General features: G+C 53.7%; 16 protein-coding genes. 10 read left to right on the forward strand and 6 right to left on the reverse strand.

The genetic code is table 11. From position 1 onward, the window contains the following. Positions 1 to 142 precede the first annotated feature (142 nt). Together pgsA and Pla22_RS13160 are read left to right on the forward strand one after the other, a co-directional pair. Positions 143 to 712: a CDP-diacylglycerol--glycerol-3-phosphate 3-phosphatidyltransferase gene (gene pgsA / locus Pla22_RS13155; RefSeq protein ID WP_146515019.1), complete on the forward strand. Its 570-nt coding sequence runs from the start codon at positions 143 to 145 to the stop codon at positions 710 to 712. Between the two features lie 87 nt (positions 713 to 799). Continuing rightward, positions 800 to 1,648 carry a CPBP family intramembrane glutamic endopeptidase gene (locus tag Pla22_RS13160; RefSeq protein WP_165440637.1) on the forward strand — a complete coding sequence of 283 codons (849 nt, stop codon included), beginning with the start codon at positions 800 to 802 and terminating at the stop codon, positions 1,646 to 1,648. Positions 1,649 to 1,709: 61 nt separating this feature from the next. Here Pla22_RS13160 and Pla22_RS13165 read toward each other — a convergent pair whose 3' ends face one another. Next, complete coding sequence (locus Pla22_RS13165) at positions 1,710 to 3,467, reverse strand: S41 family peptidase (RefSeq protein WP_146515021.1); 1,758 nt, start codon at positions 3,465 to 3,467, stop codon at positions 1,710 to 1,712. A gap of 689 nt (positions 3,468 to 4,156) precedes the next feature. Between Pla22_RS13165 and Pla22_RS13170 the strand changes: the two genes are divergently transcribed. Then, the gene (locus Pla22_RS13170) at positions 4,157 to 6,217 is read left to right on the forward strand and encodes an esterase/lipase family protein (RefSeq protein WP_242632055.1); all 2,061 of its coding nucleotides are present in this window, start codon (positions 4,157 to 4,159) and stop codon (positions 6,215 to 6,217) included. 28 nt (positions 6,218 to 6,245) lie between these two features. On the opposite strand, the gene Pla22_RS25905 is transcribed toward Pla22_RS13170, so the two are convergent. After that, positions 6,246 to 6,635, reverse strand: coding sequence for a carbon storage regulator (locus Pla22_RS25905; protein ID WP_146515022.1), 390 nt, complete (start codon positions 6,633 to 6,635; stop codon positions 6,246 to 6,248). A 104-nt stretch (positions 6,636 to 6,739) separates the two neighbouring features. Between Pla22_RS25905 and Pla22_RS25225 the strand changes: the two genes are divergently transcribed. The 3 genes from Pla22_RS25225 (at position 6,740) to Pla22_RS13185 (ending at position 10,428) form a co-directional block, all read left to right on the forward strand. Beyond that, the gene (locus tag Pla22_RS25225) at positions 6,740 to 6,913 is read left to right on the forward strand and encodes a hypothetical protein (RefSeq protein ID WP_165440638.1); all 174 of its coding nucleotides are present in this window, start codon (positions 6,740 to 6,742) and stop codon (positions 6,911 to 6,913) included. Between the two features lie 250 nt (positions 6,914 to 7,163). Then, positions 7,164 to 8,984, forward strand: coding sequence for a peptidylprolyl isomerase (locus Pla22_RS13180; RefSeq protein WP_146515023.1), 1,821 nt, complete (start codon positions 7,164 to 7,166; stop codon positions 8,982 to 8,984). 163 nt (positions 8,985 to 9,147) lie between these two features. Then, positions 9,148 to 10,428, forward strand: a complete 1,281-nt coding sequence (locus Pla22_RS13185) for an aminotransferase class I/II-fold pyridoxal phosphate-dependent enzyme (RefSeq protein ID WP_146515024.1) — start codon at positions 9,148 to 9,150, stop codon at positions 10,426 to 10,428. 151 nt (positions 10,429 to 10,579) lie between these two features. On the opposite strand, the gene Pla22_RS13190 is transcribed toward Pla22_RS13185, so the two are convergent. Further along, entirely contained in the window at positions 10,580 to 11,503 is a 924-nt protein-coding gene (locus Pla22_RS13190; RefSeq protein WP_146515025.1) for an aldo/keto reductase, read from the reverse strand. A gap of 176 nt (positions 11,504 to 11,679) precedes the next feature. Next, positions 11,680 to 13,260, reverse strand: a complete 1,581-nt coding sequence (locus Pla22_RS13195; RefSeq protein ID WP_146515026.1) for a BBP7 family outer membrane beta-barrel protein — start codon at positions 13,258 to 13,260, stop codon at positions 11,680 to 11,682. Between the two features lie 394 nt (positions 13,261 to 13,654). Here Pla22_RS13195 and Pla22_RS13200 point away from each other — a divergent pair, with 394 nt between their 5' ends. Next, a complete protein-coding gene (locus Pla22_RS13200) occupies positions 13,655 to 15,718 on the forward strand; it encodes a preprotein translocase subunit SecA (RefSeq protein WP_390620267.1) in 2,064 nt (687 codons plus the stop codon). 118 nt (positions 15,719 to 15,836) lie between these two features. Here Pla22_RS13200 and Pla22_RS13205 read toward each other — a convergent pair whose 3' ends face one another. After that, positions 15,837 to 16,607: an MBL fold metallo-hydrolase gene (locus Pla22_RS13205; protein ID WP_146515027.1), complete on the reverse strand. Its 771-nt coding sequence runs from the start codon at positions 16,605 to 16,607 to the stop codon at positions 15,837 to 15,839. Positions 16,608 to 16,852: 245 nt separating this feature from the next. On the opposite strand from Pla22_RS13205, the gene Pla22_RS13210 reads away from it, so the two are divergent. Continuing rightward, positions 16,853 to 17,701, forward strand: coding sequence for a hypothetical protein (locus Pla22_RS13210; RefSeq protein WP_146515028.1), 849 nt, complete (start codon positions 16,853 to 16,855; stop codon positions 17,699 to 17,701). Then, entirely contained in the window at positions 17,679 to 17,870 is a 192-nt protein-coding gene (locus Pla22_RS13215) for a hypothetical protein (protein WP_146515029.1), read from the forward strand. Before Pla22_RS13210 ends, Pla22_RS13215 begins: the two co-directional genes overlap by 23 nt. 35 nt (positions 17,871 to 17,905) lie before the next feature. On the opposite strand, the gene miaA is transcribed toward Pla22_RS13215, so the two are convergent. Then, on the reverse strand, positions 17,906 to 18,853 hold the full coding sequence (miaA, locus tag Pla22_RS13220; protein ID WP_146515030.1) for a tRNA (adenosine(37)-N6)-dimethylallyltransferase MiaA: 948 nt from the start codon (positions 18,851 to 18,853) through the stop codon (positions 17,906 to 17,908). Positions 18,854 to 19,084: 231 nt separating this feature from the next. Between miaA and Pla22_RS13225 the strand changes: the two genes are divergently transcribed. Beyond that, the gene (locus Pla22_RS13225; protein WP_146515031.1) at positions 19,085 to 19,657 is read left to right on the forward strand and encodes a GNAT family N-acetyltransferase; all 573 of its coding nucleotides are present in this window, start codon (positions 19,085 to 19,087) and stop codon (positions 19,655 to 19,657) included. Positions 19,658 to 20,068: the final 411 nt, after the last annotated feature.

Genomic DNA, 20,068 nt, shown 5'->3' on the forward strand with positions numbered 1-20,068 from the left:
GTCAATTGAGGAAAACGGAGTCACCAGCGCCACTGCTCGCGCTGTCTCTCCCACCTTGGCGGGCTCTACAGGATCGGCGACAACATGGGTTGATCGCGGGTGCTTCGTGATCGAGTCTACAAAAATGACAATGACCTCAGACATGCGTTCCCCTTCACGCTCCGTTTACAACGTTCCCAATGCGTTAACGACCGTCCGTTTCGGATTGGCCATCGGTGTGATGGTGCTAATCCCGATGGGAATGCAGTTTGCCGCGTTAGTGCTGTTTGTGATCGCCGTCTCGACCGATTGGATGGATGGTTATTGGGCTCGCAAGTATGGACAAGTCACGAAGTTCGGACGAATCTTCGACCCCTTTGTCGACAAGATCATCATCTGCGGCACGTTCATCGCGTTGGTCGAAGTCGTGGGTTCAGGTGTCGCTTCCTGGATGGCGACCACCATTGTTGCTAGGGAACTGCTTGTCACCAGTTTGCGAGGCATGATCGAAGGCAGCGGCGGCGACTTTTCCGCGAATCAACTCGGCAAGTGGAAAATGGTGCTGCAGTGTGCCGCAGCGATCACGATTCTTTTATCGTTGCTTTATCCAGCCACGGTTTGGTTAGGTTATCTCGGGCAAACGTTCCTGTGGTCGGCAATCGCTTTGACGATCTATTCCGGATACGTGTATGTCATCGCAGCCGCGGGCGTGCTTCGCAAAGACGTGAGCTGAATATTGACCGCGGCGGAAACCCTTAATCTGATCAATTCGCTTTTGCTCAGCGCCGCTGTGGTTTGCTTGGTGATGTGGATAAGGGTCGTGTACCAGCACCGAGGCCAACTCGGTGAGGTGCTTGCGTCGTTGGTGCCTGCTCGCCAGCGGTGTTTTCCATTTTGGAATGCTGGCGACGCCCTGATCATGTTCGGATTGATGATGGTGCTCGCGGGTGTGGCTCAGTCATATCTGTTGAGCCAGGGCGTCTTGGTACGCCAACCGATCGAAACAGACCCGCCACTAAGCGATGCGCAAACAGCGGCCAACCAATACGTCCTAATCGCCATTTCCCTTGTCGTGGGATTGATGGCCTTGGGGGTAATGTTGGCGTTCTTTCGATCTCGATCCGACAAACTGCTCGATCGTTTGGGACTTAGGGTTCGTCGTGGTGACGTCGTGCTAGGACTCAAAGCGTCACTAATGGTGTTGCCACCGGTGCTTGTGATTAGTGGTCTCTTGAACCTAGTGATTCCCTACGAGCATCCGGTGCTTGAGATCTTGGCAGGCATCGACTCGGTTCCCAAGTTGGTCTTGGTATTCGTCACTACCGCCATTGCCACACCTCTGGTCGAAGAGTTTTTGTTCCGAACATTATTGATCGGCGGCTTCGAACGGCTTGCTCAAGCGATGCAAGTTGGCGATCTGCAACAGTGGGAACGAGACCAAGGTGATCAACCATGGAAGGACCGTTTTGATTGGCCCGTCATCGCATCAAGCTTTATCTTTGCAATCATGCACTTCGGTCACGGGGCCGCGCCAGTACCGCTTTTTGTGCTGGCACTCGCGTTAGGCTACTTATACCGAAGAACGGGCAGCATCGTTGCACCGATTGTGGTCCATATGGTGCTTAACTCGCTTACATTGATCGTCGAGACCTTGCGGGTCAACACTTAGCGGCTTTCAAAAGCAACAACGTTGCTTCGACGTTCAATCAACCGACCAATCCGTCTCGAGTCTATTTGCCAACATTAAGTTGGCTGATCATTGGTCGTCCGCTGATTTGCATGACAGCACGTTGCAAGACCGAGTCTTCGCGATCAAGCGTGATGTGACCTTGCGAATCAGGGCGAGCGGCGATGTGAGTCGGTTCAACTTCGATCGTAGGCATCACGCCGTTTTGGCTGATCGCTCGGCCGCTAGGTGAGTAGAACTTAGCGGTGGTCAAACAGAGCCCAAACTTCGCGGATTGCATACGGAAGATTCCTTGAACGCTTCCTTTACCGTAACTTGTTTCGCCAATGATTTCACCACGACGCGAATCAGCAATCGCACCGGCGAAGATTTCACTTGCACTGGCACTGTCACCGTCGATCAGAACCGCCAAAGGGATGCTCCAAGTGTTCGGGCGATGAGCTTTGTAGTCGTAGTTTTCGCGAACGTTGCGTCCGCGAGTCGTCACGATCGGACCTTCGCTGATGAAACGATCGGCTACTTCAACCGCTGCGGAAAGTAATCCACCGGGATTGCCACGAACGTCGATAATCAGCGAACGCATACCTTGACGATGCAGGTCCCAAAGAGCTCGTTCAACATCGCGGGTCGTCGTTTTTTGGAAGTTGGTCAGCCGCAGGTACCCAACGCGATTTTCGGGATCCACGAAGTGAACATTTTCGACACAGGGAACTTCGACTCGACGTCGTTGAACGTTGATCGTTCGCTCGACACCCTGAGCACTGACAACATCAATGGCAACGTAGGAATGTTCAGGACCGCGAAGCAGATCGGCAACGTACTCGGGGTCGTTGCTTTCGGTTCGCTCACCGCCGACGCCAATGATTTTTTCGCCACCGAGCAATCCGGCTTCCGCTGCGGGTCCACCGGGGATCACCGACAAGACTTGTAAGTAGTCAGTCTTGGCTTTCAGTTCCACGCCGAGTCCCACGAAGTTTCCTTCGATGTTGGAAAACATTTCATCAAGCTGGCTTGGTGAAAGCAAGCGAGTGTAAGGGTCGAGCGTCGAAACGGCACCGCTAAGGTATTCCAAAGCGACCGCCGTACCTGACAAACCAAGTTCAGCGTTGGCACGTTGAGCAACCGTCGACACTGCGGCTCGCAAATCGAAACGGGTGGCAGTGCTGCGGCTTTGCAATTGGGTGTGAATCGAATTCCTAAAGTTAGCGATCGCTTCACGATTGGTATTAGGAAGCACTCGGTCAACGAAAGCGTCTTCGTTAAGGGCGACTTCGAGCGCGGCGGTGCCGTGTACCAAAATGCGAGCCCAATCGACGTCGTCGACGTAGTGAGTTTGCAAGTTCGCAAGGATTTCGGAATACAAGTCCAGGGCTTCGTTCGTGCTAAGCTCGCGAAGAGACTGCAGATAGCTTTCGTCTTTGAAACGTCGGTTGACGTCGTAGTAAAGACGGCTGATCACCATTCGCTGGTAAAGCTGCGCGTCTTGCGGGAACTTGCGAGTGAATTTCTCGTAGTGGCCGATCGCTTCGCCCCACATCCGAGCACGCTCAAATTCGAGGCCCTTGGTCAGAGCCGATTGAATCTCGTTGGCTGCATTGTTGTTGGCTCCCTCGATACTAAAAGGAGTTGCATCTTGCACGACCGATCGGGTCTGCATGGTGGACTGAGCATCAGCCACCGACATTCCCTGAATGAAGAATAATAGAACGAATGCCATGACTGGCAATGCGGTCGTGCGACGAGTCGAAACAGCGGTGCAGACTGACTGAGCAGGGCTAACCTGTTGAGCGACAAAATCCATGCGCTAAAGCTTCCATTGAGCACCATCGGGGAGGACCTCGGATTTGGTTCAAGCAAACCCGAGGAAAGCCAAAGCAAGAGATGCTCAGAATGCTTGGCCAAGGAAACATAGGTCACGATTTGTGCCTGGTCAAAAAACCAACGCGGTGCTTATTCGGAACAGTCTGCCTGAGTGTTCCAAGTGGGCACCTCGTCCCACGGTCATCAGGTTTGTTCCGATTGATTCGACAAACTAGTTTCACGCGTGAGCGTTTCACAGGTCCATCTTGTCATTCACCGCTGCGCTTCCCGGCGCAAGTTCACTCGCAATCAACGTTGTTGGGGCGAGTAGTGGCGTCACATTCACGATAGGCAGTGTCTACCTCGGTGGCAACGAACCAATGATCAAGTTGAGGATAAATGTTGACACCCGTCCGTACTGATTCCTACTGTCCATCATCCACCGTTGAGACGGTTGGTTCTTATTTCCATCGAAAACAGTATTTCCTTTCGAACTCAGCATCTCTTTTCGAACACAACCCTGTTCTTTAGGCCAGGATGCAACGTCGCTCTAAACACGACGATGACACGAACGACGCGCCAACACGCGCGGGCGTGAAACATGCGCACGCGCCAAAGGTTTCTCAAGAGCCTTACCAAGGCTTCATTCAACCTGCACCCGTTCTGCTGACACGGTGTAGCCTTCGGGCGATGTGGGCCAGTTTGACGTTGTGCGTGTTGATCGGATCGTTTTCAGGGTGTGTAACGCCGAACTATCTTGCCAATCGCAAAGTTCGCGAAAACGCTTTGGCTTCCACGTTGAATTTGGTCAGCCGGAAAGGTCCTCAGATCAGTGAACGCACGTGGAACACGATGCGACGCTATGACTTGGATTCTCGTTACGACGCCGATCGCAAAAAATGCTTCGCTTACATCCGCGAACGCATTATCGAGATTCCTGACGCAGAGCTGATCTATGCTCTTAGCGAGTTGTCTTACGTGGAAGGGAAACGGGCCGAGCGAGCAGGGAATGCCTCGGATGCATTGAACCATTACGGCGTGGCACTGACTAACAGCTACGACTACCTCTTCAGCAAAGACTTGGGAACGACTCGCAATTTCTATGATCCTCAGTTTCGAGGTGCTTGTGACCTTTACAACGAGTCGCTCGAAGACACGCTGCGATTGTTGTGCAGCGAGAATCAGATCCAGCCAGGGCAAACGTACACCATCAAGACTCCGGACCGTGAGTTCGTTGTGCGTACCGAGATGCGTGGGCAATGGAAAGCAAATGAGTTTGATCGCTACGAATTTGTGAGCGATTACGAAATTGAAACACTTCGAAATCGACACACGACCTACGGGCTTGGCGTGCCTTTGATCGCGGTTCGAAGACCTCAAAACGAGGGCTCGGATCGTCCAGAGGCTGAAAACTACTACCCGAAGGGCCTTTCCTATGCCGTGACCGCATTGATGCGATGTGTGCCCGAAAAAACGGGTGATCGGCCGGGGCAATCCAAGACTTGTGTGCTGGAATTCTTTGATCCACTGACGGCAAACCAGATCCAACTCGCTGAACAATGGGTCCCACTCGAAACCGACCTAACAACACCGCTGGCCTACTTCTTGGACTCACCAGAGTTTCGAAAACGCAATGAGGCTACCGAAGGACTACTCAATCCAGCCGACTCGTTGGAAAAGAGCGGGCTGTACATGCTTGAGCCCTACGATCCAGACCGCATACCGGTGTTGATGGTCCACGGATTGTGGTCGAGTCCGATGACATGGATGGACATGTTTAACGACCTGCGTAGTTTTCCAGAGATTCGCGAACGATATCAGTTCTGGTTCTACCTCTATCCGTCGGGACAACCGTTCTGGATCAGTGCGACGCAGTTGCGCGGGGACTTAATGGCGATGCGGAAGGCATTTGACCCTCATCGCCGCGACAAACCGCTCGACGAAATGGTCCTTGTCGGTCACAGCATGGGCGGATTGGTCAGCCGAATGCAAACGATCGATTCAGGCGATGAGTTCTGGAAGATCGTTAGCGACCAACCGGTCCAAAATGCCGATCAGGCGATTGCCAAGTTGAAGGGAGATCCAACGGACCGCAATCGATTGGTGAGCACACTGTTCTTTCGTCCGAACTCTTCTATTCGTAGGGTGATCACGATCGGAACACCACACCGCGGCAGTGAGTTCGCTAATGATTACACGCGATGGCTCGCCAGAAAGTTCATCAAATTACCATCGCGAGCAATCTCGACGGGCAATCGTTTAGCTGAAAACAACCCCACGCTCTTCAAAGACACGCAGTTGTTGACCGTTGCCAATGCGATTGACTCACTCGCGCCCGAGTCACCGATTTTTCCGGTCATGATGAGAGCCAAGCGTGCTCCGAATGTGAAATACCACAATATCATTGGTGTGCTCGAAGATCCGTCCTTCGTCCAAGCCCGAGCGGGCAGCGGCGATGGGGTGGTGGAGTACGCAAGTGCTAAGATGGATGATGTCGAAAGCGAATTGATTGTCGATTCCGATCACACGAAGATTCACATGACGCCCAAGGCTATCTTTGAGGTGCGTCGTATATTGCTGGAACATTTGAAGACCGTTGATGCGAACGACCGAGTCGCTCTTCGAACGGAATCCGAATTAGATCCAGATGTAATTTCCCGTCCTTTAGATCAAGGAATGGGAGTTCATGATTATCGCGGCGTTGATAAAGTCGAAGTGAACGATTTTAACCCGGCTACGCTTCAGCGGTAACTAAACCGCTGCGTTCAATCCGCTGCCATTAACTCGCTGCGACGTAACCCGACAGCGGTGCTCGCTTCAGTTTCACGTTGTCGCCGTTTCGCGATACTGTCCCGACGAACAGTTCAGCTTTTGTCGCAGCTTCAACCGATTTAGCGGCGACGCGGTTGACGCTCTTCTCAGCCTTCTTTGCCGTGACCTTTAGCGACTCGGGATGAGCGAATACTTCAGCGACTGGGTCGATCGCTGAGTACTCGGCTTCGCTTTCGCTCGCGACGTCATGGCTTTGAAGTTCGCCGCGAATGACTCGGACCTCACGTGGGGCTTCGATCCCGATTCGGACTTGGCCGCCTTTGATACGGACCAAGGTGATCTTGATGTTGTCGCCGATAAGAATTTGTTCGTCAGCTTTTCGTGTAAGAACCAACATGGGCATGTTCCTTTGCCAAAACGTTTGAAAGTAAGAGAGTTTCGAGTCTTCCGTGAAGGTTGGTTGGAAGATGAAAGGTGCTAATGCACGCACCGTGCCAAAACGTGCCCAGAATCGCCCGGGAAAGTCGTAACCTGTTTGATGGTAACGCGTTAGGTTTATTGCTTAAGAAGTGGTCGGCTTTCTGCGGCGGTTTCCATCCCATTGCCAATGGAAACATCTACAAACGTTTGCAACGAAGGGCTGGATTCTTAAAGAACTCGCATGGGTTCAATTGACGTGCGAGCGAAACCATTGCTCGGTGGGTGATTCGTTTTGCGATTTGTTCCGAGGCCACGGTTCTAGTGAGTGACTCGCTGCCGCCTGCATTGATGTTTCCTTCGGAAATTTGCGATCGAGCGACTCTCCTCGGCATGACTCGTTTTCATCTTGAGTCAATTTTCAAATTTCCCTAATCTTCGCAGCAATGCCTGCTGGCATGAAGCCTTTTGGCAAGATCCAGGAAGTTGGTTCAAAGGAGTGACCCCCATGCCGTTGCAAATTGCCCGACTCAAATCGTGGCTCCCGTCGTTCATTCGTTTCCTTCCGCAAACGCTAATCTTGGCGGTTGCCTTGGCAGTGGTCGTGAGCGACGTCGCCGCTCAGGAAACCAATCGCCAACCCAATGCGGGACAGCAAAATCCCAGCGTGGTGGCGGTCGTTAACGCTGATCCCATCACTCGCAAGACGCTCGGTGATCGCGCGGTGGAACGATATGGTGTCGACGTGCTCGACAACATTGTTAATCGCCACTTGATCATGCAAGCTTGCCAACACAACGGCATCACGGTCACAGAAGCGGAAGTTGCCGCAGAAGTTCAGCGACTCGCCGCGAAGTTTGGTTTGTCGATGGACAGCTATTTGAAGCTGTTGCAAGAAGAACGCGACATTTCACCCAATCAATACAGTCGCGAAATCATTTGGCCGATGCTGGCGCTTCGTCGTCTTGTTGCCGATCAAGTGCAGGTAACCAATGAAGAATTCAATCGAGCGTTTCTTGCCCAGTTTGGCGAAGCAGTCAAGTGCCGCTTGATCATGCATGAAAGCCGAACCGAAGCTGACAAGATTCTTGCGGCGGCGAAAGCGGATCCAACCCAATTCGGTAATCTCGCAAAGAAGTTCAGCCAGGACGAAGCCAGCGCCAGTGTTGGAGGATTGATTCCACCGATTCGTCGTTACAGTGGCGACTCTCGCTTAGAGGATGCCGCGTTCGCTCTCGAAGACGGCGGTGTTTCAGAGTTGTTGCAACTGGGCGACCAGTGGATCTTCCTGCAAGCGGTCCGTCGCTTGCCTGCCGCGACGCCCAGCGCCCAAGCGATGCCAGCGATCAAGGAACAAATCACAGATCGCATCCGTGACGAGAAGATGCGATCGGCAGCCACCGAGCTGTTCGCCAAGCTGCAAACCGAAGCCCAAGTGGTGAAGGTGCTCGGCGATGAAGAAAAGATGCGTCAATACCCTGGTGCTGCTGCGATCATCAACGGACAACAGGTCACGATCGCTTATGTCGCTGAAGAGTGCATCAGCAAGCATGGTGAGGACGTTCTCGAAGGAGAAATCAATCGCAAGTTGTTGATGCAAGCCTTGCGTGCCTCAGGTAAGGAAGTGGCCGATCAAGACATTCGTGCCGAGATCGAGCGAGCGGCAACCAGTTACGGTTTCGTTGGTAAGGACGGCGGACCCGATGTTCAAGCCTGGATGGAATCCGTGACCGCCGACGGCAAGGTAAGTGAACCGATCTACATCGCCGATTCGGTTTGGCCCAGCGTCGCACTGACCAAGTTGGTCGAAGACAACGTGCAAATCACTCAACAAGACATGCAGGAAGGGTTCGAAGCCGCCTTCGGTCCTCGGGTGGAAATACTCGCGATCGTGCTCAGCGATCAACGTAGTGCTCAGAAGATCTGGGAAATGGCTCGCGACAACCCAACCGACGATTTCTTTGGCAAGCTTGCCGAGCAGTACAGCGTTGAACCCGTTTCGGCGTCCAACATGGGCAAGGTGCCACCGATTCGCAAGCACAGTGGCCAGCCGGCCGTAGAAAAGGAAGCGTTTTCATTGAAGCCGGGTGACCTTAGCGGCATCATCGCGACGGGCGGAAAGTACATCATTCTGCGTTGTCAGGGGTTCACCGAGCCATTGGTTCGCGATCCAGCGTCCGTGCAATCGGAGCTCACGCGAGATTTGCAAGAAAAGAAATTGCGAGAGTCAATGGCCGCGAAAATAGACGAACTTCGCAAGAACGCCGAAATCGACAACTTCTTCACTGCATCGAAGAAGAAAACGCCTCGAGTCGCCGCCAAACCCTAAGCTGGGTGACTCAACGGCAAACCGGACATTTCAAGCCCAGGATCCTCGAATTTACTTCGGGAACCCCTGGGCTTTTTTTTGTGTCTGACCGACAATGACGCTTCCGCGATAATCTTTACGACTTTCCTTTGAACCCCTTTCAGCGGTTGCCCCGCCCGTCGATATGACCGATCCAAAGTTTAACGATACTCCTAACATCGACGCTCCCTCAATTGATCCCCCGACGACGGACCCAGAGCCGAAGCCGTTTGTGGTTGAGTTTGCATCGCGAGTGAATCGTCTGCCGCCTTACATGTTTGGCCGGATCAATAATTCGCTATACCAGAAGCGCCGAGCTGGGGACGACGTGATTGACCTGGGGATGGGCAACCCGTCGGATCCACCCGACCAAGTCGTGATCGATAAGCTGAACACAGCCGCGATGGACCCCAACAACCATGGATACAGCAAATCCAATGGCATCACGAACCTGCGTCGTGAACTAGCAAAGAAGTACGATCGCAAGTACGGGGTCAGCCTTGACCACGAGCACGAGATCATTGCGTGCCTGGGTAGCAAAGAAGGCTTTTCGCACATGTGCTTGGCATTGATGGGGCCTGGTGACACGGCGATGATCCCGTCCCCCTATTTCCCCGTCCACATGTACGGAGTGATCCTAGCATCCGGGAACGTTGTGTCGCTTGACGTAGCGGATCCCGACAAGTTCCTTCGCAATGTTGCCTACACTTGCGAGAACATGGAACCGCGTCCGAAGGTGTTGATCGTCAACTATCCTCACAACCCATCGTCAGCGGTTGTCGAACCCGACTTCTTTGTTGACGTTGTGCGACTGGCAAAGAAGTACGGCTTCCTGGTCATTCACGACTTCGCTTACGCCGACGTGGCATTCGACGGTTATCAACCACCAAGTTTCCTGTCAGCGCCGGGTGCCAAGGACGTGGGCGTTGAGTTCACGACCATGAGCAAGGGATACAACATGGCCGGATGGCGTGTTGGTTTTTGTGCTGGCAACGCCGAAATGGTTCGTGGTTTGGGAACGATTAAGGGCTACTACGACTACGGAATGTTTCAGGCTATTCAAATCGCCGCGATCGTGGCGTTGCGAGAGACTGAAGAAAACGTACTCAAGCAATCGCTGATCTACCAAGGACGACGCGACGTGTTGGTTAGCGGTCTGCGTAGGCTCGGTTGGCAACTCGAATCACCGAAGGCCGGAATGTTCGTATGGGCCCAGATTCCTGAACCGTGGCGTAGCTCGATGAGCACCATGGAGTTTGGTATGAAATTGCTTGAAGAAGGCAATGTCGCGGTCAGTCCCGGTAGCGGCTTTGGGGCTGCGGGCGAAGGCTATCTTCGGATGTCATTGGTCGAAAACGAGCAGCGCCTTCGTCAGGCCGTTCGCCAAATCGCCAAGTGCTTGGCTCCAACGGCAGTGTCTTCATAACCGGGTTTCTGTATCACCGGTGAATAGTCTCCGGTGGATAGTTACCGATGATTGGTCACAAGTGCTTGGTCACAAAAGATTGCCGCAGCTGGGGTGAGCCCAGCCGGTAACCTCGTTAGCCTGGATCCCCGCCAGGGCAAGCCGCGGTGACCTACGTGTCGCTAATTTCAATCGACTTTCCACGGTCGAATGATTCTTTCAGACGAAGGACATCCTCGGCAACTTCGCTGTTTAATTTTCTGGCTGCTGCTAGTTCCCGAATCTGTTCCGGCCGACGGGCGCCCACTAGTGTGCCCGTCACGCCCGGTTGAGACAGCACCCAACCGACGGCAAGTTGCGACACGGTCATGCCATGCCGGTCGCCGACTTCGCGAAGCCCATCGACTAGGCAATGAGCCCGTTCGAGTTGTTCACCTTGGAACACGTCATACCCGGGGCGCGAATCACCATCGGCAAAAACGTGATCTCGTTTGATTGCTCCGGCCAACAAGCCCTTCATCAACGTCCAGAAACAATAAACTTCGCTTCTGAGTGTTTGGGCGGCAGGGATGAAGTCCGCCAGCATATCGGTCTGCAGCAAGTTGAGCGGGCACTCGACGGCGTCACATCCGTCGACACTTGCAAATGCCTGCACCTGAGCGACATCGGCGTTGCTGATCCCAACGCGGTCACACAGCCCCCGTCGACGTAGATCGGCAATTGCTTGCGCTGACGTTTCGATGGGCACGTTGGGGTCAGGGCTATGTAAGAAGAGAACATCAAATCGGTCCGCGTTCATGCGTCGAAGCGACAACTCGGCGTCGGCGGTAAGTTGCCCTGGCGATCCATCCACCACACGCTTGCGATCTGTTGTCCAACGTTGACCGACCTTGCCTATGACCGTGTAACGGTCACGTTGACCCGCGATAGCTTCGCCCAAATATCGGTCACTTTCACCGTCGTAACCGTAGCTAAACGCAGTGTCGAATGCGGTGATCCCGCAATCAATGGCGGTTTGGATGGTTTGGCGAGCGTCCTCGGGGGTAACGCCCACGGTGGTGATGCCGGCGATGGGCCATAGTCCAAGGATGATCATGCAAATCACGTCAGTCTGAAAAACGAAATGAAGATGTCGTGAAAAGTGGCGACGATCCAACTAAAAAAAGCGTGCGAAGATTTCTCCTCGCACGCTCTATCTTAGGCGTATTCGACTCGGGTGCAGTATTCCCGAAATATGCTAGGCACCTGAGCCGGATGGCTCAAGGTTATTCACTAGAAGTCGATCGTGAATCCAAGGTCGACGCCTTGGACGAACAGACTTGAATCGTCGATCTGAACACCGTTGTTGTTTGCACCGCTACCGATGTCGTTGCCGTTCACGTTGCGATCAATCACATCACCTGTCAACGCTACGTTGTCGAAGTAGATGAAGCTGTAACCAACGCTCAAGGCGACATTAGGGCGGAACTTGTAAGCCAGCTTGAAGTTGGCTTCCGGTGCGAAAGCGAATACGTCACGCGATCCGTCGATGGGAGTCGAACCGGCAAGGATGCCTCCGGCGTCTTCAACGCCGTTGATGATCGAGCTACCGCGGACACTCAGTCGCTGGTTCATGTTTCCAAGGTGAACCTTGGTCAACGAGCTGGCGATCCAACGACCTCGCTTCATGGTCATGTCGAAGCCGAGTTGGCCGCCATTGAACTCATTCATGGTTTCGAAACGATCCGCGAACGTCAATCTATCGCCAATCGCGGTGCCTGGATCTGGGTTAGCAGTGATTTCCGAGGTGCTGCGAATGTTCAGCGAGTTGTCGATGTCAAAGTGTGAGTAACCGCCGATGAAATCGAGGCTGCAGCTCTTTGAGCATCCGAATCGCAGACGTGCGTAAGCTTCCGCAGCCCAGATGTCGAGCGAGTCTTCACCAATGATGGTGCCGGCAACATCAGGACCAACCGGTGCACCGGTCGCAGCGATCACAACCGCGTCTTCGGTACCGAAGTCGTTGTTGAAGAATGATCGGCCGACGGACATGTTGTCGCCGTTGCCGGTGAATCCGTATGAGTCTTCGCTTTCATTAAGGATCCAGAAGCGACCGCCAACACCAACGTTTTCTGACAACCAAATACCCATGTCAGCTCGGAAGCCGGGGGTAAGTTCGCCCTTGAAGTCGTTACCGAACACCGTGTTGACGTTGTCAACGTTGGTTGCGATATCGAGATCGTTCGGAAGCGATGGCAAGGTGCCAGCGTCGGAAGTCGTGATTAACGACGGTGAATCGCGATCTTGGCCGAACCACAGCAAGAACTCCATGGTCGCCCAAGTGTTGCTGTTGCCTTTGTTGAACAAATTGGTCATTCGGCGACTGGTGCCGCAGGAAGAACCAAACGATGATCCGCAACCGCCGTCGCAGGACGATGCTCCACATCCGCAGCTCTCTTCGATGCCACAGCTGATTTCCATGCTGCCGCATCCGCCATCGCACGAAGCAGTGCCGCAGTCGCAGCTCATGCTCGAGTGGTGCGACACGGGTTGAAGCTGGCGACCGTCGATCGGTGCGTAAGTCTTTTGACTCACGACACGTTGGCGAACTTGCGGACGGCTAACCGTTCGGTATTCGCGGTGTGCAACGGGGGCCACGTCGGCTTCGTAAGCTTCGTCGGCGTAGTTCTGATCGAAATCAGCTTCGTCGTTGTAAGCGTTTTCGGTGTAGGCGGCGTCTTCGCCGAAGTAAGCTTCTTCGCCGTAACCGGGCAAATCGCCGATCACCGAGCTACCATCACCTGCGGTTACCATGCTAGAACCTGACAGCAACACTGCTGCGATCGCTAGCCTTCTCATCAGTTTAGTCTTCATAAAATTGTCTCTTACAGTCCGGGAACACTGATTGACTGGTATAAGGGTTTCGACGCAATCAACCGGTTTATGCAGAACAGCCGTTAGGCTAGGCAGAGTCGAGCCAAATTACCCATCTTGGTGAATGAAGACGCTAAGGTTTGCCTATCATTCCTAGAGCCGACGTTAAAATGAAGTTTCACGCGATCATCAGCGAATTTTCCCCCCGAATGTCCTGTTTCTTTTCTTCGTAAAAGTGGTTTCGATGGCGACTGAGCCGACCAATTCTGAAACACAGAGCGATCCGCCCGCCGGCAGTGCCAACGCGGGGCAGTTAGCTGCGAGTGATACAGCCGTGGATCATCCCACCGCTGGCAATGTCATGTCCCCGGATCAATCTCCCTCGAGCGGACCTATGTCGAGCGGACCTAATATGATTGCCGCTGACGAGAGTGTTCCCGACCCTACGGCACCCAATCCGCCGTCCTCTGGGGGCAGCGATAGCGAAGCGAATAAGCGACGAGCCAACGATACCGGCCGCACGTTGTCGATGTTCTCTCGCCAGGGATTTCGCCCCGCGATGTTTCGTTGGAAACGTCAACTCGAACAAGTCAACGCTCTTGAACCGGTGTTGAAGAACGAAGATGACGCGACACTAAAAAAACGATCATTGGCGCTACGATATCAGGCCATGGCCGGCGAAAAGTTGTCGTCGCTTTTGCCCGAAGGATATGCCTTGGTACGCGAAGCCGGGCGTCGCGCGTTATCGATGCGGCACTATGACGTGCAAGTCATCGGCGGCATCGCATTGTTTGAAGGCTACATCGCCGAGATGCAGACGGGTGAAGGTAAAACTTTGACTGCGACGTTGCCGTTGTATCTGCATTCATTGCTGGGCAAAGGTGCTCACTTAGCCACGGTCAACGACTACCTTGCCAAACGTGATGCCGAGTGGATGGAACCGCTCTTTCGGTTGCTTGGCGTGAGCGTGGGGATCATCCAAACGCCGGATGACCAACCCGCTCGACGAAAGTCGTACGGAGCCGCGATCACTTACGGAACGGCCAAGGAATTCGGATTTGATTTCTTGCGTGACCGATTGTTGTTGCGTGCTCAGAACCGATTGCAAACTGAGATGCTCGGCGATGGCGGTGCTGGATTCGGCAGCAGTGGTGATGAAATTGTGATGCGAGGAATGCACTTCTGTTTGGTCGACGAGGCCGACAGTATCTTAATCGACGAAGCCAGGACGCCGTTGATCATCGGTAGCATCGAAGACACCGTCCGAGATCAAATCGTCGAGACGTATCACTGGGCGTCGGACCATGCGCCCGGTTATGAGATCGAAGAGCATTTCACGATTGACCCCGAGACCAAGCAGTACGAATTGACGTCCCGTGGTCGGCAACGAGTTCGCGCTCTTCCCAAGAGTGACCTTGTCCGGACGATGGGGCTTGTCGATTTGTACGAATACGCTGAGCGAGCGATCAAAGTGCATCGTGAGTTTCTGCTCGATCGCCAATACGTCGTGCGACCTGGCGACAAGGGCATCGACGAAATTGTGATTGTCGACGAGTTCACGGGGCGATTGGCTGAGGGACGGAAATGGCGCGACGGAATTCACCAAGCCATCGAGGCGAAAGAGAAGATCGAAATCAGCGTTCCGACCGGTCAAGCCGCTCGAATCACGGTTCAGGATTTGTTCCTTCGTTACCCCAACTTGGCCGGCATGACAGGAACGGCAGCTACCAGTGCACGCGAATTACGTCGGATCTATCGAACGCCAGTGCTGAGAGTTCCCACAAACAAGCCGCCAAAGCGAAAGCGGCTACCTGACCGCGTGTTTGGAACGATGGAACGCAAATTTGCCGCCATTGTCGCAGAGATTGCGGAAGTTCACGCAGAAGGTCGACCGATTTTGATCGGAACTCGTTCCATCGATAAGAGCGAAATCTTGTCGAAAATGCTGAATGAACTCGGCATCGAGCACCAAGTCTTGAACGCGAACAATGTTGAACAGGAAGCCGAAATTGTCGCTGCGGCCGGCGGGCATGCCAAGGTTACCGTGGCAACCAACATGGCGGGTCGCGGAACCGACATTAAGTTGTCCGACGGTGTTGAAACCGTTGGCGGGATGCACGTGATTTGTACTGAACTCCACGATGCCGCCCGGATCGACCGTCAGTTGATCGGTCGTTGCGGACGCCAAGGTGACCGTGGTTCTTATCGCCAGTATTTGTCGTTGGACGATGATATTCTCAAGAGTGGCTTGGGAATGAAACGTGGGGACAAGCTGAAAGAACAGGGCGAGTTGATGGGTGGATCCGCCGACCGCCTAGCCAAGCTGTTCCGCAAGGCCCAACGCAAAGTCGAACGCAAACACTTTCGTGATCGGATGGTGCTGATGCATCACGAGAAAGAACGCAAGAAGATGCAGCGTGAAATCGGTCAGGACCCTTATCTGGACACGCCAGACTAGTGTGAATCCAGACCATCGTGATTCCGAACTGCGTGTTCAAACTCGCGTTCTCACCAGGGATCTTGCCAGACTGACAATGGCGGTCTAGCTAGAACGCGTCGTTTGACGTTGTCCTCAACTAGGAAATCGACAGCACTTGGGATGCTGACTTGCGATCCGCGCAATGTACCGGGAATGTCGCTCCCAACACCTGGTGGTGAGTGGCGATTGCGACGGCGGGATCGTTATTCTGTTCTGACAAGTGCCCCAGGCAGGCCCATTTTAATCGTTCGGTTTGAGCGAACCGCAGCACTTCGGCGCAATCCTGGTTCGACAGGTGCCCCCGAGGTCCTCGGATACGAGCTTTCAAGAACTCGGGATAAGGTCCTTTTTCCAGAAGTTCTGGGCAATAGTTGCTCTCGATGATTAGCGCGTCCAGGGATGAGACCACCGCTGGCAGTCCATCGAAGATATGGCCTAGGTCCGTCAAGATTCCGAAACGATGGTGACAATCGTCCACCACGAACACAACTCCATCCACCGCGTCGTGGGGGGTGCAGATGGATTCGACTTGGACATTGCCAAAGGTTAGGGTGTCGCCGGCGTCGAAGTGACGTACGTCGGAAAGCTTTCCGATCTTGATCCTTCGACGGGCCTCATCGAAGGTCTTTCGGGTGACATAAACGGGCAACCCGAACTTTCGGTGAAACGTGCCCATTCCGCAAATATGGTCGCGGTGGTCGTGGGAAATGATCAGGGCATCGCAGTCGCGGATGTCCTTCCCATGCTCGGCCAGCCGCATTTCGGCGGCCCTCCCGCTGATACCGGCGTCAAAGAGTAGCCGAACGCCCTTGGTTTCGACGTAAATGCAGTTGCCACTGCTTCCTGATTGCAATGAGATCACTTCCATGGTGGAAAGTTATACCGTTCCCGAGCATTTCGGGCACCCAGCAATCTAGGTTGACTCCCTTAAAACCCGCATCATCGGTCCTGGCCGGGGATTTGGGTTGGGAATGCCGGTTTTCACGCCGAATTCGTTGACACCCGTTTTTCCGCGTAACTATACTTCGGGAGACGTTCGGTCTCCTGGATCTTGATCCAAAGCGCTCAGTCTACGTCGTCTCTTGTCGATCTTGTCGTTAACGGAATTCACACATGACCCTCATCGGGAAAGCATTCACCGCTCTGGTCCTGATTCTCAGCGTGATCTTCATGGCCCTCGCATTGGCCGTGAACGCATCGCACCGGAATTGGCGAGACGTCGTCTTAACGGGCGTTAACGGCCAGCCAGGCCTGAAGTCTCAGATCGAATCGAAGATTCAAATCAACGAGCAACTTCGCGATTCGCAAGAACGCATCCAAGCGGCATTGAACCGCGAACAAGCATCGCGTCGAACGGCCTTGGCTGCTCTGCAAACGCAACTCGACCAGCTTCGCGGCGAACTTCAAAACAGCGAATCGACGGTCCAAAAACTCACCGCACAAGTTCAGGAACTGTCGCAAACCGACCTCAGCCGTGCTCAAGAACTTGAGCGACTCACCGGCGAGAACGCGAAGCTTCGCGAATCAGTTCGCACCGAACAACAAGACCGCGACAAGCTGTTCACTCAAACACTTGAGCTGACTGACCAAATGAACAAGCTGCGTGGCTTCAAGGTCCAACTTGAAGAACGCAATCAACAACTGATGAGCCAAGTCACGCGATTCGAAGAAGTAGTCGCATCCAAAGGCATCGATATTCACGCACCATTAGACGGTGCTCCGCCAGAACGAAATGGTGTGATCTTGGAAGTCGATCGTCCTCGCCGTTTGGTTTTGGTTTCGATTGGTGCTGATGAAGGACTTCGCAAAGGACACATGCTAGAAGTCACCCGCAAGGGTCGTTACGTCGGCAAACTAAAGATTCGTAATACCAAGCCAGACCGAGCAGTTGCCGAGATCTTGGAAGACTACAGCGAAGGCATCTTGCAGGAGAACGACCGTGTCGACACAACTCTCGACTGAGAACCGGAAGCAACCGCCAAGTATCTACACGGTCATGCTATTCCTTGCCATGATCTTCTTGTTGATCGCCGTGGTCGCGATGTTCATTGAACTAGGCCGGTGGTATCCCGAGCTTTACAACACGCAAAGTGCAATGCCTACTGGCATGATGACGTTGTTCTCGCTGTAACGCCAATTCGCGGCATTGATAACTAACGCTGATAACTAACGCTGCTGCAATTGCTGTAGCGCCTGCTCCGGATCGCAACCCTCGCTCATTTCGATGTGGCGAATCTCTTTGAACGATCGGAACCAAGTTTCCTGACGCCTCGCCAATCGGCGTGTGTGAGCGGCGACTTGTTCTTTGGCGGTGTCTAGATCAATCGTGCCATCAAGGTGCTCGATGACCTCGCGATAACCGACGGCTTGCCGAGCGGTTCGTGACATGCCACCGGGACGATCCAATAGCGACTGGACCTCGCCAACAAGTCCAGCTTGGAACATCGCCTCCACCCGCTCGTTGATACGGGCGTGCAATTGATCGCGCGGCCACATCAATGCGTTCACGTTGCACTGATCAGGCGACACCTGCTTTTCAAACTGGATTTGGCGATGACTAATCGGCACACCCGTCGCCCGAGAAACTTCTAACGCGCGAATCATCCGACGAACATCATTGGTATTGATTCGATGTTCAGCCAACGGATCAACTTGGCGTAGCCGTTCGCGCAGGGCCTCGACACCGTGCTCTTGGACATCACGTTCCACTGACTTGCGGAATTCCCAATCAGCGGGCGGTCCCGGATCAAAACCTCTTAGGATTCCCTTCAAGAACATCGGGGTGCCACCGACAAAGATCGGGACTTTGCCACGAGAGCAGATTTCGTTGACGGCTTGGTGAGCAGCACGCATGTAGCAAGCGACGCTGAATTCCTCGGCAGGATCCACCAAGTTGATCAAATGGTGCGGTACGCGAGCGATCTGGTCGGCGGTTGGTTTGGCCGTCCCGATGTCCATGTCGCGATAAACAGCGATGGAATCGAGCGAGAGGATTTCCCCACCGACACGTTCCGCCCAATCCAACCCCAGCGAACTCTTACCCGACGCGGTAGCACCGGTGAGCACGTAAGCTTTATCAATTAGGGGAGGAAACGTGGTTTCAGCGTCCTGCATCGTTATCAATCTGGATTCGTCAAGGAGCAAGCAAAGTTGGCAAAAGCCTAGTGCAATTCGCGCGAACCCAGCAAGAAGGTGTTAAAATTAACTATTCGCCTGGCCCGGTGTGTCACTTGGCAAGCGAGCCACTAGCCTGTCGCGTTACGAGCCCGGTGTTTCACTGGACTTTTGATTAGCCAGCTTATTGTTCAATGGCGTCAACTGCCTCGATCGACCCCCAATGGTGTTATGGGACTGACCTACTTCAAACGCTACCGGATGGAGTACGATCTCTGTGAGCCCGACGAGGGGATATTAGGGTCGCTCGTTTCGGCTGTCCCGTCGGGCTACGAGTTCGTGCGGTACAGCGACGGAGTATTGCGAGAACACGCGTTAGCAAAGTACGAGAGTTTTCGGTACGAACTCGATGCCAACGTGTTCCCTTGCTTGGGGCGTCGCGATGGTTGTCTGAGACTGATGAAAGAGATCACGTCGCGGAGTTCTTTCGTACCGGAGTCCACTTGGCTTTGTCGTTATCGCGATACGGACATTGGTAAACTAATTCCGGTGGGCACGATCCAGGGGCTCGAGATTGACGGATGGGGTGCGATTCAGAACGTGGGTATCGATCCCCTGCATCGCAATCGAGGTCTCGGTGCGATCTTGCTTAGCAAAGCCGCCGAAGGGTTTCGATCCGTTGGGCTGACACGCATGCACTTAGAAGTTACCGTCGATAATTCGTCAGCGATTCGGTTCTACGAACGCATCGGATTTCGACGAGCCCAAGTGGTCTACAAAGCCGCCGACGTCGTCGGCGCTTAGAGAAATGTTGCGTTTCGCGTATCGGTTATTTTAGGCGTCACTGCAAGTCACTCGCGAGCGTTAGTTTTGTCTACATCTCTGTATTGAAGTTTGGCAATTTGTCTCGTTTAAGATCATGCGGACAAATCCACCCTGGCTCTCGATCGGTTGCTTAAACGCCGTTATCCAAAACGATTCCATGATTGCTATCCGGCAGATTCCCGAATTGCATTCGACGGCCAATACCGTTGTGGATCTAAGGGATTCGCCATGCCGGAATCGTTGACTATCGGATTGGCTTAAGCCTTGATTGAACGACGTAGGAAATAGCCAGTCACTTGAATCGACTTCAATCGACGTTGGGAAGCCCCTGCCATAGAAATTAACACCTTCATTGTCTGTCGATTGCTACTCGCAATGGGCATGCAGCGA

The organism is Rubripirellula amarantea, assembly GCF_007859865.1.
In the GTDB taxonomy this organism is placed as follows: domain Bacteria; phylum Planctomycetota; class Planctomycetia; order Pirellulales; family Pirellulaceae; genus Rubripirellula; species Rubripirellula amarantea.